Origin of the sequence: Nonomuraea sp. NPDC050328 (genome assembly GCF_044459405.1) — a bacterium.
In the GTDB taxonomy this organism is placed as follows: domain Bacteria; phylum Actinomycetota; class Actinomycetes; order Streptosporangiales; family Streptosporangiaceae; genus Nonomuraea.
The window spans coordinates 768,422-791,462 of sequence record NZ_JBITIW010000003.1 but is presented as its reverse complement, the minus strand read 5'-3'; the positions used below and the strand labels follow the sequence as shown (position 1 = coordinate 791,462).

General features: G+C 71.0%; 39 protein-coding genes. 1 reads left to right on the top strand and 38 read right to left on the bottom strand.

Going from position 1 to position 23,041, the window contains the following annotated elements:
- Nucleotides 1–11 precede the first annotated feature (11 nt).
- The 18 genes from ACIBG7_RS15235 to ACIBG7_RS15150 form a co-directional block, all read right to left on the bottom strand.
- Nucleotides 12–566: a hypothetical protein gene (locus ACIBG7_RS15235; RefSeq protein WP_397336569.1), complete on the bottom strand. Its 555-nt coding sequence runs from the start codon at nucleotides 564–566 to the stop codon at nucleotides 12–14.
- Nucleotides 566–1,051: a hypothetical protein gene (locus ACIBG7_RS15230; RefSeq protein ID WP_397336568.1), complete on the bottom strand. Its 486-nt coding sequence runs from the start codon at nucleotides 1,049–1,051 to the stop codon at nucleotides 566–568. Before ACIBG7_RS15230 ends, ACIBG7_RS15235 begins: the two co-directional genes overlap by 1 nt.
- A gap of 3 nt (nucleotides 1,052–1,054) precedes the next feature.
- Nucleotides 1,055–1,234 (bottom strand): hypothetical protein, encoded by a 180-nt coding sequence (locus ACIBG7_RS15225; RefSeq protein ID WP_397336567.1) that lies wholly within the window; start codon nucleotides 1,232–1,234, stop codon nucleotides 1,055–1,057.
- 11 nt (nucleotides 1,235–1,245) lie between these two features.
- The gene (locus ACIBG7_RS15220) at nucleotides 1,246–1,572 is read right to left on the bottom strand and encodes a hypothetical protein (RefSeq protein ID WP_397336566.1); all 327 of its coding nucleotides are present in this window, start codon (nucleotides 1,570–1,572) and stop codon (nucleotides 1,246–1,248) included.
- A gap of 65 nt (nucleotides 1,573–1,637) precedes the next feature.
- Nucleotides 1,638–2,054 (bottom strand): hypothetical protein, encoded by a 417-nt coding sequence (locus ACIBG7_RS15215; protein WP_397336565.1) that lies wholly within the window; start codon nucleotides 2,052–2,054, stop codon nucleotides 1,638–1,640.
- The gene (locus ACIBG7_RS15210) at nucleotides 2,051–2,440 is read right to left on the bottom strand and encodes a hypothetical protein (RefSeq protein ID WP_397336564.1); all 390 of its coding nucleotides are present in this window, start codon (nucleotides 2,438–2,440) and stop codon (nucleotides 2,051–2,053) included. The genes ACIBG7_RS15215 and ACIBG7_RS15210 overlap by 4 nt, the downstream gene beginning before the upstream one ends.
- Before the next feature lie 2 nt (nucleotides 2,441–2,442).
- Nucleotides 2,443–2,835: a DUF6093 family protein gene (locus tag ACIBG7_RS15205; protein ID WP_397336563.1), complete on the bottom strand. Its 393-nt coding sequence runs from the start codon at nucleotides 2,833–2,835 to the stop codon at nucleotides 2,443–2,445.
- Nucleotides 2,832–3,458, bottom strand: coding sequence for a hypothetical protein (locus ACIBG7_RS15200; RefSeq protein WP_397336562.1), 627 nt, complete (start codon nucleotides 3,456–3,458; stop codon nucleotides 2,832–2,834). The genes ACIBG7_RS15205 and ACIBG7_RS15200 overlap by 4 nt, the downstream gene beginning before the upstream one ends.
- A gap of 12 nt (nucleotides 3,459–3,470) precedes the next feature.
- Complete coding sequence (locus tag ACIBG7_RS15195; RefSeq protein WP_397336561.1) at nucleotides 3,471–3,776, bottom strand: hypothetical protein; 306 nt, start codon at nucleotides 3,774–3,776, stop codon at nucleotides 3,471–3,473.
- A gap of 13 nt (nucleotides 3,777–3,789) precedes the next feature.
- Entirely contained in the window at nucleotides 3,790–5,088 is a 1,299-nt protein-coding gene (locus tag ACIBG7_RS15190) for a hypothetical protein (protein ID WP_397336560.1), read from the bottom strand.
- A gap of 1 nt (nucleotide 5,089) precedes the next feature.
- Nucleotides 5,090–5,278 (bottom strand): ribosomal-processing cysteine protease Prp, encoded by a 189-nt coding sequence (locus ACIBG7_RS15185; protein WP_397336559.1) that lies wholly within the window; start codon nucleotides 5,276–5,278, stop codon nucleotides 5,090–5,092.
- A complete protein-coding gene (locus tag ACIBG7_RS15180; RefSeq protein WP_397336558.1) occupies nucleotides 5,275–5,886 on the bottom strand; it encodes a hypothetical protein in 612 nt (203 codons plus the stop codon). Before ACIBG7_RS15180 ends, ACIBG7_RS15185 begins: the two co-directional genes overlap by 4 nt.
- Before the next feature lie 111 nt (nucleotides 5,887–5,997).
- Nucleotides 5,998–6,213: a hypothetical protein gene (locus ACIBG7_RS15175; RefSeq protein ID WP_397336557.1), complete on the bottom strand. Its 216-nt coding sequence runs from the start codon at nucleotides 6,211–6,213 to the stop codon at nucleotides 5,998–6,000.
- Nucleotides 6,214–6,217: 4 nt separating this feature from the next.
- Entirely contained in the window at nucleotides 6,218–8,035 is a 1,818-nt protein-coding gene (locus ACIBG7_RS15170) for a hypothetical protein (RefSeq protein WP_397336556.1), read from the bottom strand.
- A 3-nt stretch (nucleotides 8,036–8,038) separates the two neighbouring features.
- Entirely contained in the window at nucleotides 8,039–9,445 is a 1,407-nt protein-coding gene (locus ACIBG7_RS15165; RefSeq protein WP_397336555.1) for a phage portal protein, read from the bottom strand.
- A gap of 12 nt (nucleotides 9,446–9,457) precedes the next feature.
- Nucleotides 9,458–11,092 (bottom strand): hypothetical protein, encoded by a 1,635-nt coding sequence (locus ACIBG7_RS15160; RefSeq protein WP_397336554.1) that lies wholly within the window; start codon nucleotides 11,090–11,092, stop codon nucleotides 9,458–9,460.
- A gap of 3 nt (nucleotides 11,093–11,095) precedes the next feature.
- Nucleotides 11,096–11,530 carry a hypothetical protein gene (locus ACIBG7_RS15155; protein ID WP_397336553.1) on the bottom strand — a complete coding sequence of 145 codons (435 nt, stop codon included), beginning with the start codon at nucleotides 11,528–11,530 and terminating at the stop codon, nucleotides 11,096–11,098.
- Between the two features lie 738 nt (nucleotides 11,531–12,268).
- The gene (locus ACIBG7_RS15150; RefSeq protein ID WP_397336552.1) at nucleotides 12,269–12,628 is read right to left on the bottom strand and encodes a hypothetical protein; all 360 of its coding nucleotides are present in this window, start codon (nucleotides 12,626–12,628) and stop codon (nucleotides 12,269–12,271) included.
- Nucleotides 12,629–12,726: 98 nt separating this feature from the next.
- Here ACIBG7_RS15150 and ACIBG7_RS15145 point away from each other — a divergent pair, with 98 nt between their 5' ends.
- Nucleotides 12,727–12,951 (top strand): hypothetical protein, encoded by a 225-nt coding sequence (locus tag ACIBG7_RS15145; RefSeq protein ID WP_397336551.1) that lies wholly within the window; start codon nucleotides 12,727–12,729, stop codon nucleotides 12,949–12,951.
- Nucleotide 12,952: 1 nt separating this feature from the next.
- Here the strand turns inward: ACIBG7_RS15145 and ACIBG7_RS15140 are convergent, their stop codons facing one another.
- From ACIBG7_RS15140 to ACIBG7_RS15045, 20 genes are all read right to left on the bottom strand, one after another.
- Nucleotides 12,953–13,807, bottom strand: coding sequence for a hypothetical protein (locus ACIBG7_RS15140; protein ID WP_397336550.1), 855 nt, complete (start codon nucleotides 13,805–13,807; stop codon nucleotides 12,953–12,955).
- Nucleotides 13,808–13,934: 127 nt separating this feature from the next.
- A complete protein-coding gene (locus tag ACIBG7_RS15135; protein WP_397336549.1) occupies nucleotides 13,935–14,174 on the bottom strand; it encodes a hypothetical protein in 240 nt (79 codons plus the stop codon).
- Nucleotides 14,167–14,454 (bottom strand): hypothetical protein, encoded by a 288-nt coding sequence (locus ACIBG7_RS15130; protein WP_397336548.1) that lies wholly within the window; start codon nucleotides 14,452–14,454, stop codon nucleotides 14,167–14,169. The genes ACIBG7_RS15135 and ACIBG7_RS15130 overlap by 8 nt, the downstream gene beginning before the upstream one ends.
- On the bottom strand, nucleotides 14,447–14,902 hold the full coding sequence (locus tag ACIBG7_RS15125; protein WP_397336547.1) for a hypothetical protein: 456 nt from the start codon (nucleotides 14,900–14,902) through the stop codon (nucleotides 14,447–14,449). Before ACIBG7_RS15125 ends, ACIBG7_RS15130 begins: the two co-directional genes overlap by 8 nt.
- Nucleotides 14,899–15,117, bottom strand: a complete 219-nt coding sequence (locus ACIBG7_RS15120) for a helix-turn-helix domain-containing protein (protein ID WP_397336546.1) — start codon at nucleotides 15,115–15,117, stop codon at nucleotides 14,899–14,901. Before ACIBG7_RS15120 ends, ACIBG7_RS15125 begins: the two co-directional genes overlap by 4 nt.
- A gap of 736 nt (nucleotides 15,118–15,853) precedes the next feature.
- On the bottom strand, nucleotides 15,854–17,269 hold the full coding sequence (locus tag ACIBG7_RS15115; RefSeq protein WP_397336545.1) for an AAA family ATPase: 1,416 nt from the start codon (nucleotides 17,267–17,269) through the stop codon (nucleotides 15,854–15,856).
- Nucleotides 17,270–17,330: 61 nt separating this feature from the next.
- Nucleotides 17,331–17,504, bottom strand: a complete 174-nt coding sequence (locus tag ACIBG7_RS15110; protein WP_397336544.1) for a hypothetical protein — start codon at nucleotides 17,502–17,504, stop codon at nucleotides 17,331–17,333.
- The gene (locus ACIBG7_RS15105) at nucleotides 17,501–17,848 is read right to left on the bottom strand and encodes a hypothetical protein (protein ID WP_397336543.1); all 348 of its coding nucleotides are present in this window, start codon (nucleotides 17,846–17,848) and stop codon (nucleotides 17,501–17,503) included. The genes ACIBG7_RS15110 and ACIBG7_RS15105 overlap by 4 nt, the downstream gene beginning before the upstream one ends.
- Nucleotides 17,845–18,045 (bottom strand): hypothetical protein, encoded by a 201-nt coding sequence (locus ACIBG7_RS15100; RefSeq protein ID WP_397336542.1) that lies wholly within the window; start codon nucleotides 18,043–18,045, stop codon nucleotides 17,845–17,847. The genes ACIBG7_RS15105 and ACIBG7_RS15100 overlap by 4 nt, the downstream gene beginning before the upstream one ends.
- A complete protein-coding gene (locus tag ACIBG7_RS15095) occupies nucleotides 18,042–18,365 on the bottom strand; it encodes a hypothetical protein (RefSeq protein ID WP_397336541.1) in 324 nt (107 codons plus the stop codon). The genes ACIBG7_RS15100 and ACIBG7_RS15095 overlap by 4 nt, the downstream gene beginning before the upstream one ends.
- A gap of 40 nt (nucleotides 18,366–18,405) precedes the next feature.
- The gene (locus tag ACIBG7_RS15090; protein WP_397336540.1) at nucleotides 18,406–18,642 is read right to left on the bottom strand and encodes a helix-turn-helix domain-containing protein; all 237 of its coding nucleotides are present in this window, start codon (nucleotides 18,640–18,642) and stop codon (nucleotides 18,406–18,408) included.
- Nucleotides 18,639–18,956, bottom strand: a complete 318-nt coding sequence (locus ACIBG7_RS15085) for a hypothetical protein (protein WP_397336539.1) — start codon at nucleotides 18,954–18,956, stop codon at nucleotides 18,639–18,641. The genes ACIBG7_RS15090 and ACIBG7_RS15085 overlap by 4 nt, the downstream gene beginning before the upstream one ends.
- Nucleotides 18,956–19,429: a hypothetical protein gene (locus ACIBG7_RS15080; protein ID WP_397336538.1), complete on the bottom strand. Its 474-nt coding sequence runs from the start codon at nucleotides 19,427–19,429 to the stop codon at nucleotides 18,956–18,958. Before ACIBG7_RS15080 ends, ACIBG7_RS15085 begins: the two co-directional genes overlap by 1 nt.
- Nucleotides 19,426–19,794 carry a hypothetical protein gene (locus ACIBG7_RS15075; RefSeq protein ID WP_397336537.1) on the bottom strand — a complete coding sequence of 123 codons (369 nt, stop codon included), beginning with the start codon at nucleotides 19,792–19,794 and terminating at the stop codon, nucleotides 19,426–19,428. Before ACIBG7_RS15075 ends, ACIBG7_RS15080 begins: the two co-directional genes overlap by 4 nt.
- The gene (locus ACIBG7_RS15070; protein WP_397336535.1) at nucleotides 19,791–20,927 is read right to left on the bottom strand and encodes a hypothetical protein; all 1,137 of its coding nucleotides are present in this window, start codon (nucleotides 20,925–20,927) and stop codon (nucleotides 19,791–19,793) included. The genes ACIBG7_RS15075 and ACIBG7_RS15070 overlap by 4 nt, the downstream gene beginning before the upstream one ends.
- Nucleotides 20,924–21,790, bottom strand: coding sequence for a PD-(D/E)XK nuclease-like domain-containing protein (locus ACIBG7_RS15065; protein WP_397336534.1), 867 nt, complete (start codon nucleotides 21,788–21,790; stop codon nucleotides 20,924–20,926). Before ACIBG7_RS15065 ends, ACIBG7_RS15070 begins: the two co-directional genes overlap by 4 nt.
- Nucleotides 21,787–21,966, bottom strand: coding sequence for a hypothetical protein (locus ACIBG7_RS15060; RefSeq protein ID WP_397336533.1), 180 nt, complete (start codon nucleotides 21,964–21,966; stop codon nucleotides 21,787–21,789). The genes ACIBG7_RS15065 and ACIBG7_RS15060 overlap by 4 nt, the downstream gene beginning before the upstream one ends.
- Complete coding sequence (locus ACIBG7_RS15055; protein ID WP_397336532.1) at nucleotides 21,963–22,391, bottom strand: hypothetical protein; 429 nt, start codon at nucleotides 22,389–22,391, stop codon at nucleotides 21,963–21,965. Before ACIBG7_RS15055 ends, ACIBG7_RS15060 begins: the two co-directional genes overlap by 4 nt.
- Nucleotides 22,388–22,606: a hypothetical protein gene (locus ACIBG7_RS15050; RefSeq protein ID WP_397336531.1), complete on the bottom strand. Its 219-nt coding sequence runs from the start codon at nucleotides 22,604–22,606 to the stop codon at nucleotides 22,388–22,390. Before ACIBG7_RS15050 ends, ACIBG7_RS15055 begins: the two co-directional genes overlap by 4 nt.
- Complete coding sequence (locus ACIBG7_RS15045; protein ID WP_397336530.1) at nucleotides 22,606–23,010, bottom strand: hypothetical protein; 405 nt, start codon at nucleotides 23,008–23,010, stop codon at nucleotides 22,606–22,608. Before ACIBG7_RS15045 ends, ACIBG7_RS15050 begins: the two co-directional genes overlap by 1 nt.
- Between the last annotated feature and the right edge of the window lie 31 nt (nucleotides 23,011–23,041).

Genomic DNA, 23,041 nt, shown 5'->3' with positions numbered 1-23,041 from the left:
CCGAGAAAGAGCTATCTCCTGCTGGTGCTCGACAGAATCTCGGATGCGACGAAGGAGAAAGGGACCTCACCCGACCCCGCATTCAGGGCGGCGACCTTTCCCCACAGCTCGTTCCACTGGCCGGCCGTGATCTGGTCGATCACGCGGCCTGCCTGCTCCTCGGTCATGCGCGGGCGGACGCTGCAGGCCGCCAGCGCCGCCACCGGGAACGTCTCGGGGTTGAACGCCGCGCCGGCTCCATCCTCCTTCCGCGGAGGATGGAGCTTGATGAGGTCGGACCACTCCTTCCGGGTCTTCGCCCGCAGGAGGAAGACCCGGACGTGCTCCTTCATCTCGGTGCGCAGCGCCTCCATCTGCTCGGCGACCACGCGAGTGGGATCGACGGCGCCGAGCGAGTCGTTCTTGGGCTGGCGGCGGAGGAACTCCAGCCGCTGCTCCAGCTCTTCCCACTGGGCCTGCAGATCGCCGCGCATGCAGATCGGCATGGGGGCCTCGGGCAGCTTGAGCCCGGCGAGGAAGGCGTCGACGTCGTCGACGTACTGGGTCTGCTCGCTCTGTTCGGTCATCAGACGACGACCGCCTCGGTGTCGGCGTCGGAATGGTTGAACATCGTCTGGACGATCTTCTGGACCTCGTTGAGGACCGGGGGCTGGCGCTTGTAGATGCCGCACTCCAGCGGGTAGATCTCGGCCGGGTCGCCCGCGGCCCAGGCCAGCTCGTGGTCCTTGTTCCGGCGGACCGCGAGGATGATGTCGGTCTTCGGAGTGAGGGTGTTGAAGGCGATGTCGTCCGCCTCCAGCTTCTTCCTCTTGTAGGTCAGCTCGGTGGGGTGCTTGGCCGTACCGCCGCGCTCGGTTTCGCTCCTGGAGCCCAGTGCGGTGGTGTCCACGGAGGCCTGCTCCGGGGTGACGCCGAGGCCTTCCTTGGTCAGCAGCATCTGGATGTCGATGCCGGCGTTGAGCTCGGCGGCGGGCGGCGAGCTGATCGACGACAGAGTGAGGCAGACGGTCACCTTCACCATTCCGTCGCCGAGGAGATCCTCATTGGCCATGATCTACTCCTTCTCCTTCGGCGCCGCACGGCGCGAGGTGGTCTTCGCGGGGTCGGGCTGGGCCGGCTCGTCCGGCTGGGGGGCGGGCTGGTCCAGGCGCTCGTAGTTGCCGGCGAACGCGGCGAACGCCTTCTCGTTGATCACGGCAGTGAGGCCGGTGAGCTTGGACCGGACAGTGATCATGCGGGCAGGCATCAGAGCACCGCCCAGGTGAGCGTGGATCCGGGCGTCGCCGACCAGCCGAGCTCGATGAGGTTGGAGTCCGCGGGGTCGCGGAAGCCGGGCAGCAGCCTGAGCCGGTAGAAGCCCACGGGGATGTTCCACGGCTTGGGCGGGTTGGCGACGCCGTACCCGGTGGTGCCGGGTGGCGTGACGGTGAGGGTCACGGCACCGGCGGTGGCGTTGTTGACGATCAACGTGGTCTCGCGGGTGATGCCGGAGACCTTGTCGTCCGCGGCGGCGTTGTGCATCGTCAGCGCGCCGCCAGCGACCGTAGACGGCTGTGGTGCTCGCGTGGGCATGGGCTCCTCCAGGGCATGCCGGACGCCCCGTGCACGTCACGTGCCGGGCGTGGGCGGGTGATGAGTCAGGCGCGGTCGGAGCGCGCCAGGTACTGGGCGGTCGCGAAGAACAGCTCGCCCGCGGTGTCGTCCCGCTGGACCGGCTGCGTCCCCTCCTGCCGGATCGGCCGCACTCGGCGGCCGGGGACCGACGGGACGGCGGTCAGCAGGATGAGCGCGGTTTTGTCGGCGACGAGCGCGGCCTGCTCCGGCGTCGCGCCCACCGCCGTGATCTGGAACCGCAGATCGGTCGGCACGTCGTCGGCCAGGGACCGGTCGGCCGGCGACTCCATCCCGCCGTCCGGGTACAGCACGGCGTACGGCGGGGTCGCGCCCTGCGGCGCCATCCCCCAGAAGATGCCGATCGTGTTCGGCAGGCCCGCGTCGAGCATCGCGACGATCGCGAGCACCAGCGGCCGGGACTCCAGAGGCGGCGGGGTCACAGGAAGTCCTTCATCAGCTTGTCGACCGCGGCGTTGAACTCCGGGCCGACCTTCTCGACCGCGCGGGCGCCGTCCAGGTGGGGCGGCTGCTTCACGCTGCCGTACTCGAAGCCGCGGCCCATCGAGCCCTGCTTCTTGGCCCTGTCGGGGCCGATCTCCCACTCCGGGCCGGACGTGCTGTAGAGCTGCTCGGAGGTGATCGAGTTCGGGTAGTGGCGTCCGTGCCGGCCCGCCGTCTTGCGGGCGTTGGCCCGCCACTCCTTCTCGACCTTCTTCGCGTACTCCTCGACCAGCGGATACGCCCGCCGGGCGATCTCCTCCGCTTCGTACTCGATGTACTCGATCTCGTCGAGCAGCGCGGAGAAGTCGAGCTCGGCGTCAGCCACGGTCACCCCTCCTTGTCCTCGACGAGGATGCGGCGCGTTGTGGACGTGCCGGCGAGGCTGATCGCCACGACCTCCAGCGGGCGGCCGACCAGCCATCCGTCGTCCGACGTGAGCACCGTCAGCCGGTCCTCACGCTGGATGACCGGCCCGGTGTCCCAGGGCAGGCTGACCGCGTACTGGTGGAGGGTGACCTCATGCTCGCCCCACTCCGTCTCGCTGGAGGCACGGGGCTTCACCCGGCAAATGCCGGCGTGTACGGTCGCCCAGTTCTGCACGTACAGGCCGGTATCCGGGTCGAGGACCGGCGGGCCGTCCTTGCGTTCCACCTCGCAGGTGTCGCGCATCAGCTTGAGCGCCGCCGCCCGGCCGGCCGCCAGCACGCCCTCGACGCTCACGACAGCCTCAGCGAGGTGAGGCCACCGCAGTAGCTGCGCAGCGCGTCCTTATGGTCCTTGGTGAGGCGGGCGTTGCCGACAGTCTCGGTCGCGTACGTCACCTGGTAGTCGTCGATCGACTCCGACCGCAAGCCCGCCACGTTCGTGACGTTCACCGAGGCGAGGTCGAGCACGACGTCCACGATGTCGTCCGGGATCTCGGCGTAGCCGTGGCTGTAGGTCAGCCGCACCCGGGGCGCCCACACGCCGCGCACTCTGCTGTACGGCCAGCCCATCGTCCGGGTGCCCCAGTGAGAGGGGTGGCCGCGCGTGAGCTCGTTGCCGAGCCGGGTGTAGTCGACGTCCTCGGCGAGGGTGAGGTCGATCGCGCCGAAGTCGCCCAGCTCGATCACCGTGAGCGGGTGGTCGCCGTCGACGACGAGAGGGCGCTGCGGGACACGGAGGACCCGGTCGCCGCCCTCAACATCGACGGTGTCGCCGACCACGAGCGTGAGGACCTGCCGGGTGTACTTCCGGACCCGGGCCGAGGCGCGCCGGATGGCGAGCTCCGCCTGGGCGGTCGGCAGGGTCGTCTGCAGGTGGGTGTTGAGGTCGGCCACCGTGGCAAGCGGGGGCAGGGACACGGTGGCCTCCCGTCAGTCGTTGATGATCTCGGCGAGCTTGGCCAGCAGCGTGGAGCGCGGCTTGTCCTTGGCCTGCTCGGCGGCGTGCGCCTCGGCGGCCCGGCCGGGGTCGTCGCCGACCCAGGCGAGCACCTCGTCGATCGTTCCCGTAGCGTCGAGGTCGCCGTCGGCGGGGTCGCCCGGCTGGTCGAGGATCTCGACGCGCGGGTCGCCGGCCAGGTGCTCGGCCAGGCCGCCCTTGACGACCTGCCCCTCCTCAAGCTCGTGGACCTGGTAGTTGAAGTACGCCTTAACCGGCTGGAGTGCTCGGATACGCATCCGTGCCCCCGGCTCAGCCGTGCTCGACGACGACTGCGCGCTTATACAGCGAGGCGTCGCCGTTGGCGAGAGAGTCGGTCGGGATGCCGAAGTCGCCGACCCACGACCAGGTGGTGGACAGGTTCTGCTGGAGGCGGTCGGACGGCGGGCGCACGATCAGCGCGACGCTGACGCCAGGCGCCGCCGGCACCATCGAGATCTCCGGCACGTCGTCCACACCGGTCCCGCCCAGGAGCGAGCCCATCTCGGAGAACGGGGCCGCGATGAGCGCGCTGCCGCCCATCACGATCGGCCGGTGCACGGTCACGTTGCCGGCCGAGCCGCCCAGCACGGTCGGCACCTCGTTGTTGCGGACCCAGTCGATGCCGCCGAACCGGCCGATCGACAGGTCCCGGTAGATCGGGGAGTCGACGCGGCCCTGCAGCGCCTGCTTGAAGTCGGCGTCGGAGAAGAGCTGGGCCTCGGTGTCGGGGTCGATGTGCGCGACGTAGTGGCCGCCGAACGTGGGCACGTTCATCTTCCGCAGGCGGGTGACCGCGGCGCGGAAGAGCGCGAACGTCGCGACGTTGCTCGTGGTGAGGTCGTAGGCGGTGTCGCCGGTCGGCCGGATGGTGACCGGCGCATTGGAGGCCACCACGTAGTCGCCGGCCACGTCCACCCGGGCCGAGCCGAGGGTCAGCGTGTTGGTGCCGGTGTTGACCGCGGTGACGGTGTTCGCGACGCCCTCGATCGTGACCGCGAGCGGGTTGGTCGGGCTGACCGGGGTGGGGACCCCGTTGACCATGACGTGCGTGAAGCCGTTGACCGACTGCACGATGATCGAGCTGTCGGAGGCCGCCGCCGTGGTGCACCAGGTGCGCCCGCCCGCGTAGGCCGCGTACAGCTTGTTGCGGCAGATCTGGTTCAGCGACTGGCCGGCGTTGATGCCGAGCGTCTGCACGTCGGCCGCGTACTTGCTGGCCAGCGCGTGCGCCGAGATCAGCATGTTGGTGTCGACCGAGTTGCCGTACTGGTCCATGGTGACGGACCACTGCTCGATCGAGTACGTGGCCGCGGAGGCGTCGGAGCCGGTGATCGCGTTGGTGACGGGGGCGAGCAGGCCCTTGCGGGTGAAGGTCTTGGTGTCGCCCAGGCCGCCGCCCCACGCCTCGCTGTCGGCCAGCGCCGGGAACAGGAAGTCGGGGCGCAGCGCCTCCTGGAACGTCCGGTCGAGCAGGCCGTTCTGCAGCATGGCGCGGATCGCGGCCGGGACGGTGGACCGCACGTCGTGGCGGTCGAGCTTGAACGCCCAACGGGCGGTCGAGGTGTTCATGTCACTCCTCAGTGATCGTGATGGACACGAGGTCCGGGTGCTGCTGGGCGATCGCTTCGAGCCCGAGCAGCGCGGTCTGTGTGATGGCCGACACCGCGGCGCACACGCGGCCCTGCTCGGCGTGGCCCTCGTGTCCGTCCACCTCGATGGAGGTGTGTCCGGCCCCCAGTCGGGCGCGGATGCGGATCATCGGGCGCGGATGCCCAGCTTGGCCATCTCGGCGTCGTAGGTGGCCTTGTCGACGGTGCGGAAGTCGACGGGGCCTGGTCCCGGGCGGGAGCCCTGGGAGGGGTCCGGCCGCGGCGTGCGCGGGCCTGCCTGCTTGCGCAGGTGCGGCTTGCGCTCCAGGAGCTCGTCCAGGTCGGCCTTGATCTGGACGGTGTCCACGTTGCCGTCGTCGGTGGCGTACTTGGACAGGTCGCCGAGCAGGTCAGCGTCGGTCGGGTCGGCGAACGCGTCACTCGCGAGGGCCTTCACTTCGGCCTTGACCGCTCGGGCGGTCGCGGCCTGGGCGCGCTGCTCGGCCTGCTCAGCGCGGGCGGCGAGCTTCTCGGCCTCGGACTTGTTGCGGTCCTCGAACTCGGCCACCTTCGCGGCCAGCTCGTCGGCGCGCTTCTTCTCCGCGGCGGCTTCCCGCTTGGCGGCGGCGCGCTCGGCCTTCATGGCGTCGAGCGCCCTCTTGCCCTTGTCGCCGAGGTCTTCCGGTTCCGGCTCAGGATCCTGGTTGCCAGGGTCCGGCACCGGCGGCGGGTCCTCATCGAAGCGGGCGAGGTCGAAGCGCCAGGGGGCGGTGTGCATGGTGGGCTCCCGTTGCGGGATCGGCCCGGCCGCCGTTGCGGCGCCGGGGTGAGCTGGGCATGAGAAAGCCCCGACCGGAATGCCCGGCCGGGGCTGCGGTGAAGTAGCGGGTCAGTCGCGTTTGACCATGGCGTAGCCGTTCGACCAGCCGTCCGCGCGGAGTGCTCGGATGGCGTCGGTTTCGGACGCGCCGGTCGCGCGCATCTGGCGCATGACCGCGGAGCGGGCGCTCGGCCCGCCCTCGTAGGTGATGGTGCCGTCATCGCCCAGTGTGACGCGGGACAGCAGGGAGCCGGACGCGACGGAGACGAGTTCCACGACGGTCATGGCGTCACCGTACCCCGGCGACCAGCGGCCGGTCACCGGCCGCATCCTGGGCGAGCAGGTCGAGGACACGCAGCGAGTACTCGAGCCACTCTTCCCGGCCAAGGTGCGCGAAGTCCGGGCGAAGCTGCTGCAGCCGCGTGCGAACTTCGTCGACGTCGCCAGGCGTGAGCGGGTTCCCGCCGCCGCGGGTGTACGGCTCGGAGAACTCCGAGTTGACGTACTCCAGAGTCGCGTCCCAGCCGGGGGTGATGGTCTCGCCGTACGCGAGGCCGTGGTCGATCGGCACCAGCGTGCCGTCCGGCCGCAACATCCAGTTGCCGGCGTTCCGGTCCGCGTTCTGGGTGAGCGCGTCGACCAGGCCCACGAGCATGCCCTGGTCGGAGCGGACCGCCGCCTGGAAGCGCGGGTCGAGGTCACCGCCCCAGGGGCTGGCGTCCTCGGCCGTCTGCCCGTCGGCGACGTACTCCATCCACACTTCGCCGGCGGAACGGCGGTACACCGCGGGCGCGGCCAGTCCGAGCGCCTTGGCCACCAGGCTCGTCAGGTGCTCGGCGTCGGCGTCTTGCAGCTCAGCCGTACCGGTCCTCGCCCGTTTGCGGATGACCTTGGCGCCGCCCTTCAGGGTGACGAGCTCGGTCTGTGCGCTGGCCCCGCCCAGGCGCTTCGTCTCGGCGGGCGGTTGCCCGGCCTCGACCGCTGCGGCCAGGTCGGCGATGCCGTCGAGGCTGCGGTGGTAGCGGCTGGCGGCCTTGGTCAGCTTCTGCGGAGCCGGCTCAGGGATCGGATCCGGTTCGGGGCGCGGCGCAGGGATGACGACCTGCGGCCGGTCCTGCTTCGGCTGCCGGTCGGGCTCGGCGCGAAGGATGTAGCCGTACTGCCGTAGCAGCCGGATCGCTTCCTCGCGGTTGTCGCCCGCGTCGGCGAGGATCTGCTCCGGCATCGGCCGGATCTTCTTCGACCGGCGGTAGCGCTCCCCGGCCAGCCGCCCGGCGTTGAAGTCGCGCATCTGCTTGCCGGCGATGCCGCGGACGGTGGTCCCCTCCGTGGTCACCTTCCGGCCGCCCATGACGGTGCGGATGCCGCGCCGGGCGTTGACGACCTGGCCCAGGTCGGCGCCGAGCCGGATGGCCTCCGCGCCACCGACGGTGAAGGCTCTGGCCTGCTCCTGCTCGGACATCTGGTCGAAGAGTTCCTGCGGGGTCGGCGGTGGGGTGTCGCCCTCCCGATAGGGGACCATCGTGCAGTCGCACTGCTCGTGCCGCGCGAACCCCATCGACCACGAGTAGGTGCGCCCGGCCAGGATGATGCACCGCCCGCACGCCGGCAGCGTGACGTGCCGGACGTACATGACCCACTCCCGGCGGGCGGTGATCCCGACCTGGTCAGCGGTACGGGATGCGTCCGAGATCTCGGTGTCGACGATCCGCACCAGGCTGGCCAGCCCGGCCCGGAGCGCATCCTGATCGTCGGCGCCGCGCGCCAGCAGCCCCAAAGTGCGCAGCGCTGGCTGCTTGAGCAGGCTCGCCAGCGGGCGGCCGTCGGCGGCGACGCCCGCCAACGCGGCCGGGTCCACCACGAGCGGCGCCGGTGGCAGGCCCTGGGCGGCGGCGAGCGCGTCCAGGTACGGCTGGGCCTGCCCCGCGGCGGCGAGCTGGCCGCCGGTCAGCACCCTGATCACGTCGTCGAGGACGGCGAGCCAAGAGTCGAGCACGCCGCGGGAGTCGACCTGCCCCCACAGCTCTTGCGCCTGCTGGGCGGCCTGCCGGGAGATCGCCTGCTGCAGCCTGTAGTGGGCGGCGATGATCTGCTCAACGCTGGCCATCGGCTACCCCACAGGCTCAGGCTCCGGCTCGTCCCGGGGCGGCTTAGGGCCGGTCAGCGCAGCCAGGTCGCCGGCCATCACGCGCGCGAACGCGTCCTCGGCGGCCTTCTCGTCCTCGGCTTCCATCCGCTCGATCTGGACCTGGGTGTAGCCCAGGTCCTCGCGCGTCTGCCGCAAGGGGATGATCTTCGCGGTGTGGAGCTTGACCGCGGCGTCGGCCTTCTGCGCGATCGTCGGCGTGGACGCATCCCGCCACAGCGTCTCCAGGCTCTGAATGTCGTCGCCGACCTGCTCGCCGCGCACCTTGAACACCAGCCGCTTGACCCGCTCCCACGAGCCGCCGAACGACCGCTGCCGACGCTCCGCACGCTTGATCAGCCGCGTCTCGTCCGACCGGATCGCATCCGCGCTGGCCGGGTTGTCCGTGGCGTGCCCGAGGAACCGGGACGGCAGACCGCCGAGCGAGGCGACCAGCATGGCCAGCAACCTGAGCGTCTCGTGGAAGTTCTTCAGGTCAGCCTCGGCGAACTGGCCGATCTCGACCCCGTCTTCCTGCTTGTGCTTCGGGATGGCCCAGATCCGGCCGATGATGCGCTTCAGCGCGGAGACCTTGTTGCCGTTCTCGTCGCGGAAGTCGTCGTCGTCGACCCCGATCGCGTACCGGCGCGGCGCGGCGTGGAACTCCCCGCTGACCATCATGTCCGTGGCCATCTTGCAGGCCGCGTCCGAGAGCGGCACGATCGGCTTCAGCTCGGAAACTCCGTTGGGCCGCTGCGTCCGCGGCCGGTTGACAATCGGCACGACCGGCACTTCGTCCACGCCGTGCTCATCCCGGGGGTAGGCAGCGTCTTCCTCCCAGGTGTCCTCGCCCTTCACCCACCACGACGTCGCCTCGGGCAGGTACAGCGTCGCGTGCTCAACCTGCTTGTCCCCGTCCTGCTCGGTCCACCGCTTGACGGCGGCGACAACCTGCCGGGTGCGCGGGTCGTGCTCGGCGTACACCTCCAGTGGCGACTCGACCGTCACGATCGGCGTCCGCTTGTCGTCCTCGTTCGAGCCGACGATCACGTAGGAGCGGCCCATCACGAGCGCGTCGACATGCGCCTGCTGAGAGCGCTCGTCCAGGTCGTTCGCCTGCCAGATCCGCCACAGCTCGTCGTCGGCGTCGGCCTGCTTGCCGTACCGGAAGCCCTCGACATCGAGCCGCTCCTCCAACGAGTCGACGACCAGGCGCGGCCACTCGATGACCACCTGCTGGATCCGCTCGTCGAGCTCCTGGATCAGCTCGGGCGCCATGTAGGCCAGCGGCTGCTCGCCCTCGTAGTAGGCGTCCCACTTCCGCAGCTCGGGCAGGTCCTTGTCGTGGCAGGCGATGAGGTGCTTCAGCCATTCCAGGTCCGTGCGGGCCATGTCCACCTCACCTCATCGCATCACAATCACCTTGGAGGAGCGGTTCTTCTTCTTCGCGCCGGCCGCGACCGCGTCGCACCGGGCCTCCCACGACAGGCACCCGCCCATGGCGGCGTCGATCTTCTTCGGCGAGTCGGGCCGTTCCTTGCGGATGACCCACAGGGGCTGGCCTCGCTCGTCGAGCTGCTTCAGCTTGTGCTTGCGGGCGTTGCCGACGTGCTGGGCGAATACCGGGTCGCCGCTGTTGGTTACCTCGCCGGCAGCCATCGCGGTCGCGTAGTTGCGCAGCGAGTGGGCCATCTGCAGCATGCGGTTCGTCCACCACTCGATGACCCGCTTCTCGCCGTACTTGCCGCGCCAGACGTTGATGGTGCCGTCCCAGTAGGGCGGGTCGGCGTAGACGCGCCACACCTGCCACCGGTCGAACGCTTCCTCGAGCGCCGCCGACACCTCGTGCTCGGGACACTCCCAGTCCTCGACCCCGACCGGCCGCTCCCAGATGCCGAGCGGCCACTGGAAGCCGGAAACCACGTCGGTGGCGATCAGGCCGGTCGCGTCGTGGAACTGGGCGCCGTCGAACCCGATCGTGATCAGCTCGCCGTCCGGGATGACGAGCCCCGGCCGGGACAGCTCCTTCCAGCGCGCGGCGTCGAACGCCTGCTGCCCGGCCTGCACTCGCCGGTTGAGCCAGACCCGCTCCCAGTAGGAGCGGTCGGTGTCCGGCTGGTTGTACAGCGACACGATCGCGTCGACCTGACCCTCGAAATCGGGCCACCCGGCAATCGCCGGCCCGGACGCCTCGGCGACTGCGGCCCGGATCGTGTCCGGGTCCGACAGGTCTTCCTCTGGGACCGGTGTGGCCTCGCGGTGGAAGAAGAACAGCGTCCGGTCCTGAGCCTTGCCGCGGTCGACGAGCTCGGCGTACTCGTGCGTCCCCTCGGCCACCGAGCCTTCGCCGGGCGTGTACGTCGTCGTCGTCTCCAACGACCACGGATCGGCCAGCATCCGCTTGGGGATGTTGGCCAGCATCGTCTGATGGGCCTGCTTCAACCTCGGCAGGATGAACCGGTGGGTCTCGTCGAAGTGCTGGAACGTCGTCCGCGCGCCGTCGCGGGAGTCCGGGGCCGCGGCCAGCGCGACCGCCTTCCCGTCGCCGCCGGCGCGCATGATGCGCTCCAGGCCCGGGTCGAACAGGTCGACATCCTCACCCTCCAGCACCATCACCAGCAGCGCCGCGTAGGCCAGGTCCTCGGTCTGCTCCTCGGTGTAGGCGACCATCGGAATGTACGGGTCGATCACCGGCACCCCGACCGGCTGGCCGTGGGCGTCGAACCCGTCGCAGCGAACCGGCCCCTCGGGGTGGAGCTCGGCGAACGCGACCGCCGCGGCCAGCTCGGTCTTCGCGGTGCCCTTCCGCACGCTCAGCCCGACCCGCTTGAACCGCCGCTTGCCCGCGCGCGGGTGCGTGCGCGGATACACCTCGTACCAGCGGTAGATCAGCGCCCGCTTCTCCGCATCCAGCCGGTACGGCCTCCCGCGAAGGTCGCCAGGCCCGTGCACGGCCCGCTCTTCGAGCAGGTCGCACACCTGCGGGCCCAGCGTCGGCCACGACTCTTCATCGGCGCGCGGGACGATCAGCAGCCCCACGGCCTACACCGCGTGCAGGATCGAGCGCGGATCCACGGCAGGCGCGTCGGCCTTCGCCGGGGCGGTCCGCCGCTTCTTCGTCCGGGAGGCGGCTTCGTCCCCGCGGTCGATCTCCCACTGCAGCCGCCGGCGGTCGATCGGCGACAGGCCGAACGACTGGCGCTGGAGCCGGATCTCCCCGGCGAGGTCCTTGCTCGGCTTCGTCCAGAACTCGTCGATGAGCACGGCCAGCACGAACAGGCCGTGCCGGTCGGAGGCGTCGAACTCGGGCGCCATCGGCGACGCCCACACGTCCGCCCACCAGGCGAGCGTCATCGGGTGCCACTCGCGCTCGGGCAGCTCGGGGGCACGGAGCTTGGGGTCGGCCTGCAGCTTTGCGCTCGTCGAGGCCTTGTTTCGGCGCTGGCGCATGTGCGCCGGCTTCGGTGCTGGGGGCATGACAGGACCTCATCCCGTTGCGGGGCAACCACCCCTTGCGGGCGGTCACAGAGGGTGACAGATCTCGGGGAGGAAAGTCGGGGGGTTCCGTACGCCCAGAAATCCGCCTCCCCGGCGGTCCCTGAGAATCGGACATTCGGGGGCATCCCCCCAGGGCTCTGACCTGCGGAAACGTGCGACGCTCTGACCTGCGGAGATGTGAGCGCTGGTGTCACGGTGTGTGACTGGTCTGGGCGTGCTACCTGGCGTTCCATCCGCCTGGTTGGTCGCGTGCCGTCCTGCGTGAGTGGCATGCGTGTGCGAGGGCTCGCAGGTTGTCGGGGTCGTGGCCGCGTGGCCCGTTGGGTCCGAGGCCGTCGATGTGGTCGACGTCGGTGGCCTTGGGGCGCTGGCGCAGGGGCAGGGCTGCGCAGGTAGGGCACTCGCAGTGTGGGTGGTCTCGGAGGTAGCGGGCTCTGGTGCGTCGCCATGCTGCGTCGTATCCGCGCTGTGCTGCGCTGCCTCGGGAGCGCTCGGCCTCGGCCTGGCAGGGGGTGCATCGGCCGCCTGTGCAGAGGGTGGGGCAGCCGGGGGTGGTGCACACCTTGAGGGAGGGGGGCATGGTCACCCCCTGAACATGCGAAAGCCCCGCTCGGTGGCGGGGCTGTGGGAGGGCATACCTCCGGTTGGGAGGCATCCTAGATCAGCTTGTGGATAACTGTCCACTCTTGCAGGTCAGGGGCTCTTTCGGGCGTGTCCTCAGACCCCGTAGGCGATGAGGTGGCGGGGGCCGCGGCCGAGGGTGAGGGCGGCGTCCCAGTCGGCCGGGGTGAGGCTCTTCTGGTTGCCTTCGGGGATGAGGATGGCTCCGGCGCGCGTCGCTTGGACGAGCGCAGCGTCCTGCTGGCCGCGAGTGGTGAGCCCGCGACGGTCGAGCTCATCGCGGAGGACGGCCAGGCTGACCCACTCGCAGTTGGTGCGGACCGAGTCGTAAGCGGCACGGACCGGGTCGTCCTTGCGGGCGGCGGCCTCCAAGTAGCGGAGGGACGCGAGCGAGTCCAGGTCGCCGTTCTCCTCGGCGCGGGCGATGGCCCTGGTGATCTGCTCGGTGCTCAGCATGTCGTTCTCCCTGCTAAAAGTGGCTTTCTCTTTTGCGATGACGCAACCCTAGCACAGCCCACTGGAAATTAGGAAGCCACTTCTGGCAGGATCTTCACATGGCCTCCCAGCACGAGCTCACGACCAGCACCTTCCGCCCCGAGCGCGACGAGCTCACCGCAGCCGCCGCCCAACTCCCCGCCGGCCGCACCATGGACGCCTTCCTGCGCGCCTGCCTCCGCACCCTGCGCGACGACCCCCAGCAGCTCCTCGACCTCGTCGGCCCGCGCTTCCCCGAGGAGAAGAAGCGAGGCCGGCCGAAGAAGACCGCGCCGGACGCCTGAGTCACGCCCGCCCGCTCCCGCCCGCCGGCACATCGCCCACCTCGCGCGGCCGGTCGGGCAACTTCGCCAGCCGCTCGATCGCATCCTCGGTGAGCAGCCCGGCGATCACGTCGTCGTGCACCACGCCCGCCCGCCGTCGCATCACCCTGCGCAGCCGCTGCACCCGCTGCGCGACGCCTTCGGGCAGGCGCTTGGCCAGGGCCTCCCACTGCCCGATCGGCCAGCACGGCTGACCGCGCCACCACGCGCCCACCTGGTCGGCCGGGGGGTCGCACAGGCCCTGGCACACGATGGCCACCTGCGCGTTGGGCATGTCGACCACGCGCCATGTCTGCGCGCCCCCGGCCGGGGTCTCGGGGGTGCGCCCGTTGCACCAGGGGCAGAGGACGGGGATGACCTGGCCGGTGTAGGCCATGCCGAGCGCGCGGGCGGCCTGCTCGTACATGGCGTGCACGGTTGGGGCGGCCCAGTCCTGCCACTCGGTGCCGAGCTCGATGAGGTAGCCGCGGATGCGCTGGCAGCGGACGTCCGCGCCGAGGGCACCGTGCCGGAGTGGCGGGTGCGGGGGCCGGCCGAGGGCGTTGGCGAGTTCGGCTTGGAGGTCATCGGCGCGCACGGTGATGTCGAGCGCGGTCTGGAGCACGCTGATGTCGAGCGGGGTGGGGGTCTCGCCGGGTGCTTCGGGGGTGCGCAGGAGGCGTTCCAGGCGGGCTTCGGCGTCGCGTACGGCTCGCGCCTGGGGGCTGATCTCCGACTGGGTCCAGGGCCGGCGGGTGGCCATGGGGTCGCGGGCGTCGAGGAGGTCGGGCCAGTACGAGATGAGCCAGTCGAGGGTCTCGATCGTCGGGTGGGTCACGCGTTCCCCTGGGGTGGTTGTGCTGGTTAGTGGACGCGGTAGCGGGTCTTGCCGCACCAGGCGCACCGCTGGAGGTGGATGAGGCCGTGGGTCTCGGTGGTGATCCAGCGGTGCCGGTGGAAGATGCTCACGACGGAGCCGCTCCAGGCCAGTCGTCTTCGAGGTGGTAGCAGTTGTGGTGGTCGGCGTGTCCGAACGGTCGACGGCACCAGCGGCGGTCGTCGCGCGGGTCGACGATGCCGCACTCGTTCGGCTGGGCGTTGGGGTGCCAGGTTTCGCCGTTCGCGATGAGGGAGAGCACCTGGTCGCCGGTCATGCCGTAGGGGGCCCCGGTTTGGGCGGCGGGATGGTGGAGATCATCAGCCACGGTTGGCCTCCGAGGCGTCGAGGGCGGCGAGCAGCAGTTCAGCACAGTGGCCTGGCATGTCTCGGGGACTGACGCGGTACGGCAAGCCCCAGATCTTGGTGCGCTCGGCGAAGGCGCGTACGCGGGCGATGGCGGCTTCGGCCTGCGCTGCGCGGGCCTGGGGCTCCAGACAGGTGTGGTCCGGGAGGTCGATGTTCGCCCCGGGCATCTGCTCGGTGCGCAACACCTGCTCGCCACAGATCATGCATGCGGCGTCGACGGCGAGGGTGTAGTCAGCCACGGCCGACCACCGCGTTCTCGTTGGCGGCCAGTTGGTAGCGGCGTGCCGGCACGCGCTGGTCGCTGGGGTACCGCGTGCCGTCGACCTGCTTGGCGACGCCTTCGGCGACGAGTTGCCTGAGGACGCGGCGCACGCTGGCGTCGCAGAGGCCGAGCACCCGGCCCAGGTCCCACGCCGAGAAGAGGGAGCTGGGCCAGGTGAGCAGGTGGCCGAGGACTGCTTCTCTGGCCGCGTCACGACGAGGTTCCTGAGGTGGGGGGGTGGGTTTGGGAGGGCGTGCTGGAGGGAGGTCGCCGTTTTCGCGCAGGGCTTTTGCGTACCAGCGGATCGCGTCGCGTGTGACGCCCATTTCGGCTGCGGCCTGGTCGTAGGTGAGGTGGCGTTCGCGTAGGGAGCGGTAGGTGGCGAGGCGTGCGGCCATCCCTGGCCCGTTCTTGGGGCGGCTCATGCGTTGTACCTCGCGTCCTTGAGGTAGTCGTCGACGGCCAGCTCGCTGACGCGGAAGGAGCGGCCGACGCGGATGGCGGGGAGGGAGCCGGAGTGGATGAGGCGGTAGACGGTCATCCGGCAGACGCGCATGGCGGCGGCGACCTCGTGGACCTTGAGGTAGGTGTCCTGCTCGCGCGCGGCGGCGGGGGGCAACGTTGGCCGGGTGGTGGTCATGTTTGGGGCTCCTTGATGTTGAGGAGGTAGGGCCGGCCGCAGGGTGCGGTTCGCCAGGGGTGGTCTTGGGGTGCGTGTCGGTGGGGGTTGTGGCAGTGGGGGCAGTCGCGGACGAGGAGGTGCATGTCTCCGGTGTTGGGCGAGAAGACGATGTGGGCGTCGACGCGGGTGAGGGTGATGCAGACGTCGGCTTTGTAGGGGTCGTTGGTGTGCTTGCAGGTGGTGAGGCAGGGGTTGCAGTAGCCCTCGCTGTCGGCGCGTCCGCAGGTGATGCAGTGGGGTTCGCAGTCGCCTGTGATGGGGGTTTTGGGGAGGGCTCGGTGGCGGGTGCGGGTGTCCCGGTCTGGGGCTGTCCGGGACCCCGTCCTCTCTGTAGAGAGGAGAGGACGGGGACAGGTCCCGGCCACGCTGCCCGGCTCAAGATCGTCTAGCTGTCCGGACGCTGTCCGGGACAGGTGTGAGCTGGTCTTTTCGTGGTGATCGTCTTGGGGCGCGGACAGGTCAAAAAGGGCCTCAACACCCTCGGGGGGTACTTGGACGGTTCGGCGCTGTGACCTGCGGGTACGCGTAACAGACATTTGTTCTGCCTCCTGTCCGGGACAGCTCGGACGGCAGGTCACAGCGTTGCGACACACCTGCCGGGGGGTATATAGCGATCTTGATAGGGGTCCTGTCCCGGACAGTTCCAAGATCTTTAGACAGGTCTGGACGCTGTCCCGGACAGCCGCCGCGACGCTCACGACAACCCCGCCCGACGCGCACCGATCGCAGCCGAGATCGTCTCGTTCGACGCCTTGAACCCCGCCGCCGCGAGCTCCTCCCGGATCGCGTCACGGCCCGCGTCCAACGGCACCAGCAACTGCTCCAGGAGCTCCACGAGCTGCGCAACCTTCGGCGGCAGACCGGAGCCGCCCACGGCCAGCTCGTGACGCAACGGCTCAGCCCGCCGCCGCAGCTCGATCAACGGCACGCCGTGGTTGGCCCGGGACATCTCCCGCTTCAGGTACAGCGACGTCTCCGACACCTTCACCAGCAGCCAGACCGCGTCCACGTCGGCGCCCTTGGCGGACGAGCCGCGCTGACCCTTCTCCAGGTCCTTGCCGGAGTGGTCGAGGCGGATCACGGAGATGCCGGCGCCCTTCAACGGGGCGAGAGCGTGCCGGTAGAGGTTGGCGAAGGTGTCGGCGTCGTTCTCCGACCCTTCGATCACCCGGGAGACGGTGTCGATGATGACGAGGGCGGGCTGGTGGTGCTTGGCCAGCGCGAGCAGGTGCTGGCCGCCCGCGGCCGAGTCGAGGACGGGCAGGCTCGGGAAGGAGAAGTAGATGAGGTTCCGCTGGAGCAGTTCCAGGTCGTCGGGGCCGTAGCCGAGGTTGCCGAGCCGCTCCACGATGTCGGACTGGCTGTTCTCGATGTCGACGTACACGACGACCTCGGGCGGCCGGGCGGGCTGGCCGAGGACGGGCCGGCCGGTGGCGAGGGCAGCCGCGATCTCCAGCGTGAGGAGGCTCTTGCCTGCCTTGGGCGGGCTGTAGATGGCGATGGAACGGCCGCGCTCGATGAGGTTCTCGACGAGCCAGGGGATGTCCTCGGGCTGGGCGGAGAACGCCGCGGTCCAGTCGATGGGGGTGTAGAGGCCGGCGAGGGCGTTGGCGGCGCTGGTGTTGTTCCCTGCGATGTCGCCGAGGGCTTTGCCGAGCTCGTCTTGGGCGGCGGCGAGGGCGTCGTGGACGTTGTCGGCGTCGGAGGCGTTGGTGACCCATTGGAGGCCGCGCTGGAGGGCGTGGAGGGCGCGGCGGGTGGTGGCGTGGCGGGCGACGATGCCGGCGTGCCAGGCGGGGTCTCCGGCGATGGGGGCGTTGCGGAAGAGGTCGAGGAGGTAGAGCTGGCCGCCGTCGTGGTCGAGCTGGTTGAGGGTGCCGTCGCGGGTGAGTTTGTCGGCGACGATGACGGGGTCGGTGGGGCCGTCGGCGTCGGCGAGGTCGAGGATGGCCTGGTAGATGGTGCGGTGGCCGGGGTGGAAGAACGAGGCAGGGTCGGGGAGCGCGGTTCGGATGTGTCTGACCACGTAGGGGGTGGTCATGCAGATGCCGAGCACGGCCTGCTCTGCGGCGCGGTCCCAGAGCTTGGAGTCCTGCTCGGTGATGGTCAACGGGCTCTCCGTGGCGCTTAGAAGAGGGTGTCGGGGGCGGGGCGGGGGGGGCTCTGGTGGGCTACGGCGGGGATTCGCGGGCGTGGCGTTCGAGGTGGGGCAGGTCTTCGGCGGGGATGTCGGGGATGGTCCGGCCGGTGGTGCGTGCGCGCTGCCGGGTGAGGAAGCGCTGGACGACGTCCTTGGGGACGTCGGGGTCGTGGATGAGGTCCCAGAGGTTGATCACGTAGGTCATGAGCTGCTCCTGAGCCTGCGGTTGCGCTCCTGCTGCTCGGCGACGGTGGCCTTGGCCGCGGCGTACTGCTCGGGGGAGGAGCGGCGCTTGCCGGAGGCGATGGCGCGGGCGTCGGTGACCCAGGAGTCGGAGAGGCCGGGGTAGTGGTTGACGGGCGTCCACCAGGGGCAGTCGCCGCAGTAGCAGCGCTTGGGCGCGCAGTACTGGCCGGTCGGCTCGGGCTGGCCGGCGAGGGCGGCCGGGGTGTGGGCGGGGCAGCGCATGCCGGGCAGGTAGTGGCGTGCCGGTACGGCGCCGCAGCGGGTTGCTGTGGCGCCGTACCAGTGGGTGCACGGCCCGGTCACGCCGGCACCGGGGTGAGCTCGTACGTCTCGGTGGGTTGGCCGAGCGCGAGCCGTACGAGGGCGGCGGTGCCGGGGCAGCCGTCCCAGATCGACACGACGACGTGGCCGCCCTGGCGTTCGGTCAGGGTGATGGTGGCGCGTGGCCGTGGGGGGACGGGCCCGGCCGTGCGGCCGGGCCCGATGGTGCTCGTGGTCACGGGGTGGCGCTCCACGAGTTGTCCTGGTCGTCGCGGTGGTCGCCGCCGTGGCCGAGCAGGCGGGTGCACCCGGCGGTCGGCAGGGGGCTCTTGGTGTTGCGGCAGCGGGTGGTGACGTCCTTGTCGCGGAAGACGGCCACGATGACCGGCTGGTCACGGAACTCGTCGAGCGAGTCGGTCTCGGTGTCCCAATCCTCCTGGCGCAGCTCGTCGATGAGCTTGCCGAGCACTCTCCGGGTGATCTCCTCGCTCGCGTTGGCGTCGAGGAGCGCCCGGGCGACGGGGTCGAAGATGCGGTAGCCCGCGGATCCCCAGCCCATCAGGCGCTCGCCGGGGTGCTGGTGTGATCGGAGAAGGTGGTCACTGGAGTCCTTCCAGATCGGTGGTGGTGATGAGGACAAGGCGCATGCCGAGCGCGCGGGCGATGGCGTCGGCCTCGGCCAGGGTGGTCTTGGAGGCGCCGGTCTCCCGGTCGCGGAGCTGGTGCGGGGTGAGGCCGGCGAGCCGGGCGACGGCGCCTTGGGGGTTGCCGAGGACGAGGCGGCGCGCACGCAGCTCGTGGACGAGCGGGTGCACCCGGTGGCGGCGGGCCATCACGCGACCGCCTGCCGCTGCGTGCGGAGGGCGGCGGCGTAGCGCTGCACGGTCCGCTCGGTCACCCCGAGCTCCCAGGCGATCCGGCGCGTGCTGAGCGGCGGCCGGATCGCGGCGAGCTCGGCGTACTGCTCCATGAACCGGCGGGCGGCCGGCCTGGTCGGCCGCCACGTCGAGGGCTGGATGCGGCGGGGGAACCGCTCGATGGTGCCGTGCTCCTGGTGGCGCTCGTAGCAGGCCAGGATCAGGCCGCGCCCCTGGTGGCGGCCGGTCTTACCGCAGCAGGCGCAGGTGATGGTGGGGCGGACGCGATCCATCAGCGCGGCTCCTCGGGGAGAGGTTGGCCGTACCCGGCGGCGCGCAGCAGGGTGCAAGCGTCGGCGAGCAGCATCCGGGCGCGTATGTCACCGACCTGCCTGTCGGCCACCAGGTGACCGGTGGCGACCCAGGCGGTCTGCCACGTGGGCATGTAGGCCCACCACAGGTGCGCGTTGGCGGCGCCGACGCCGTGCCGCTGGATGACCAGCACGCCGATGTCCGCGCGGGCGTTGATCCGCTCGGCCTCGGTCTCGGCCATCCACTGGGCGACGGTCAGATCGGACGGGCGCGGGTGCTTGGTCTGCTGGCCGCCCTTCACCTCCCAGCACACGCCGGGCGTGCCGGTGACGTCGCCCAGGTCGTGGGCACCCGCGAGCGCACGCCGTTCGGCGTGCGGGAAGCCCAGACGCCGGAGGGCGCGGACGACGGCGGTCTCGGCGGCGGTGCCGATGTCCTTCGGGCGGGCCGTCACCGCTGACCTGCCCAGTGCTCGACGACCTCGCGGGCCTGGCCCATCGCCTGGTTGAAGTCGCCCAGAGTCGGGGCCCCGATGAGCCGGTCGAGGACGTGCCGGTAGGCGTTGCGCTCGTCCAGAACGTCGTTGAGCACGGGCTGCTCGGCCGGCGCGGTGAGGCCGTGCTCGGCCTCCAGCACGCTGGCCGCGGTCGTCGCCGCGGTGGCCAGCTCGCGCGCCCACACCGGGTCATCGAGCAGCAGCTCCTGGGTGGCCGAGAGCGTGAGCGGCACGGCGGGCCGCCCTTCGGCGACGTACTCCAGGGCGCCGGCGTGCGGCTTGCCCAGGAGGGGGTGGCGTACGGTGCGCACGAGGTGCGTCATGACGAGGACTCCTGCCGCTGGGTCTCGATGGCGTCGAGGGCGGCGTCCCACGCGGTGATCAGGCCGTCGCAGTCGCGGAGGATGTCGGCGACGTCCACCAGCTCCTGGTCGGTCAGGTCCGCGGGCCCGGTGATGGGCCGGCCGAGCAGGCGGGACAGGTCACGCAGCCGGTCCGGGCCCGACAGGCGCGTGTCCATGCCGTCGAACAGGGAGCCGATCTGGGTCTCCATCTCGGCCCGCCGGCGTGCGTCCTGGACCTGCTGCTGACGCAGGTGGGCAATCGCGGCGTCGGCCTGGTCGGCGGTGAGGGACTTGGTCGTGCCGCTCACCTCGACGCCGAGGAAGTCGGTGAGCCAGGCGAACCGGGCCTGGTCGTTGAGCGTGGTGGAGCCCTTGCCGGTGTTCGCGGTGATGCCGCACGCCGTCATAAGCACGCTCAAGTCGCGGAGCTGGCTGTTGCTCGCCGCTCGCGGGACGTCGGGGGCGGCTGGGTTGGGCTGGCCGCGGCCGCGCAGCACCTCCTCGGAGGTGACCCGGCCGCCGGGGACGACCTCAGCGGTGTAGAAGGTGGCGTCGGTCTCCAGCTCTTCGGCGGCGTACGGCATGGCGTGGAGCACGTCGGAGGCGATGAGGCGGCAGATCTCGCCCGTCGCGCGGGCGATCAGCATCGTCTTCGGCTGCTTCTTCCACTGGTCCTTGCCGGTCAGCCCCATCTGGGCGGCGCGGTCGATCGTCCACTCGACCTCCTGCCACTCCTGCTCGCCGCGGCGCTGGCCGCGCATCACGCACCGGGTGTCGGTGGACTCGGCCAGCACGACCCGGTGCCCGCGGGCCTGGATCAGGCCGCGCATGGCGTGAGCGCGCAGGCCGGGCGTCCCCTGGATGACGTCGATCGAGCGGAGGGTGGCCATCGGCGCCAGGCCCAGCTCCTGCCCGGCGAGGATGGCGGCGGTGACGTCCTCGGGCTTGCCCCGGAACGACGCGGGCACGAACGACGTCCTGGCCAGAGACTCGGCGATCTGGGCGGCCTGGCGGGCTTCGAGCGCCCACTGCACCAGCGGGCTGGCCGGGGCAGGCGGTGCGGCGGCGGCCAGCTCCTGGCCGTGGTGGTCGGGGATGGCGAGCTCGGTCACAGAGTCTCCTCGTAGACGGTGGTGGCCCAGCGGGGCAGCGTGATGTCGTGGATCTCGTCGCCGTAGCCGGGCCAGATGCCGGTGGCGACGCAGTCGGCGTACAGGTCGAGGGCGCGGCGGTTCAGCTCGCGGCCGGCCCGGACGGCGTCGGGGTCGATGGCGACGACGTTGACCAGGTAGGGGGCGGTCTTCTCCTGGAAGATGAAGACCATGACGGGCTGCTCGGCCAGGCCGAGCGCTTCGACGCCGTCGAGGTACCAGGGCTGCTGGCAGTGGTAGCCGTAGGCGGCGACCGACTTGGCGACGTCGTGGGGGGCGGCGGACGCGGTGGTCTTGTAGTCGGCGACGATGAGGCGGCCGTCCCCGGGGTGGGGCAGCCAGTCGAGGCGGGCTCGCCGCCAGACGCCGGTGGCGGGGTCCTGCCAGATGAGCGTCTTCTCGGGCTGGCCGTGGTCGGGGTCGAGCAGCGCGGAGGCGAGCGGGTGCCGGCGGAGGGCGGCGGCCATGTCGTGGACCGCCTGGTGGTCGGCGGGCTTGAGCGGGATCGCGCCGCGCTCGCGCACGGCGGCGACCTCCTCCTTGATCTTGTTGGTGCGCCATTCGTCGGCGTCGATCAGGACGAGCTCGGGGCCGGCGCCGAGGACGAGCTGGTGCGCGGCGGAGCCGATCTCGAAGGTCTTCTTGGGGGCGGGCGCGTGGTCCTGCTCCCACCGGTACTTGGCGGGCCCGGCGGGCTGCAGGAGCCGCCGGGCGCTGGAGGAGGACAGCGAGCCGCCGGGGATCGGGTCGGCGTGGTAGGTGTCCTCGGGGATGTCGTAGATGCCGGGCTGGGTGATGACCAGCTCGGCCGTGGTGGTGGTCACGGGCGGCTGCTTTCGGTGGCCGTGAGCTCGCCCGAGCGGGTGCCCTTCGGCGCGTCGTAGGGGTGGGCCCCCGCGCGGTGCGCGGGGGCGGAGATGGCGGCGAGGTAGTCGGTGATCTCGGCGTCGCTGGGGACGTCAAGGCGGCGGCCCTGGAGGCAGGCGAGCAGGCCGGTCACGACGACGCCTCGCGGCGCACGAGAGCGAACGGGCCGAACGGCTGAACGACGTTCTCGGGGCGCTCCGGGGCCCCGGCCTCGCCGAGGTGGCTGGGTACGAGCACCGTGCGGAAGCCGTCGCCGTTGATGCCCCGCGAGTCCTCGTGGTTGTCGTAGTCCGGGATGTGCCGGGCGGCGAACCACAGGTTGCCGCGACCGTCCCGCCACAGGTCGCCGGGCTGGGGCGGCCACTCCTCGGGGGCGACGCGCTCGACCGTTACGCCCGGGGCGTCGGCCCAGATCGCGCTCGGCCATGACTCGCCGGTCTTGGACTCGTAGCGGAAGCGGAGGTCGTCGCCGTTGCCGTCACCGTGGCGGCAGACCTCGACGACGCGAGCACCCTTGATCGTGATGTCGACGATCTCGCCGGGAACGAAGTAGCTCATCGGCCACCGCCGAAGCATCCGCCCGACACGAGGTCCAGCTCCATCCCGACCGGCACGACCACGACCTGCGCGCGGGTACGGCAGCGCACGTCCTGGAAGCACACCGCCACCACGCCCGGCACCGGCGCGTGCACGCGGTCCACGCGGACAGGGTCGCCGCCGTTCCACTCCGGGGCGGAGACGACGAGCTGCGACTGGAGGTCGAAGGCCACCATCACGCACCCGCCACGGGCTGCTTGGTCCGCGCGACCGCGAGAAGCTCGGCCGGGAGCGTGGACTCGCGGCCGGGGGAGTTGCCGCAGGTGTCGCACGACGACAAGGGCCGGTGCTCGCAGACATCCTCCGCCCGGAGGTACAGGTCGAGGGGCATCCCGTGGATGCGGCCCTCGACTCGGATCTGGAAGGGGCCGGACTCCCGGAGCGACACGACGGGCGGCTCGTCCATCGTGGCGATGTACGTGAGCGCGTCGGCGAGCGCGTTGGCGCCGCTGAAGAAGACGTACTGCTCGACGCAGCCCCCGTGGTAGGGCAGGGGGATGGTGTGCTCGGCCTCCAGGAAGTCGGCGAGCTTGCGGAGGCCGCGGATGTATTCGACGCGGGTCTGGGGGATGATGGTCATGACTCGTGTCCCTTCAGGACGGTTGGGGGAT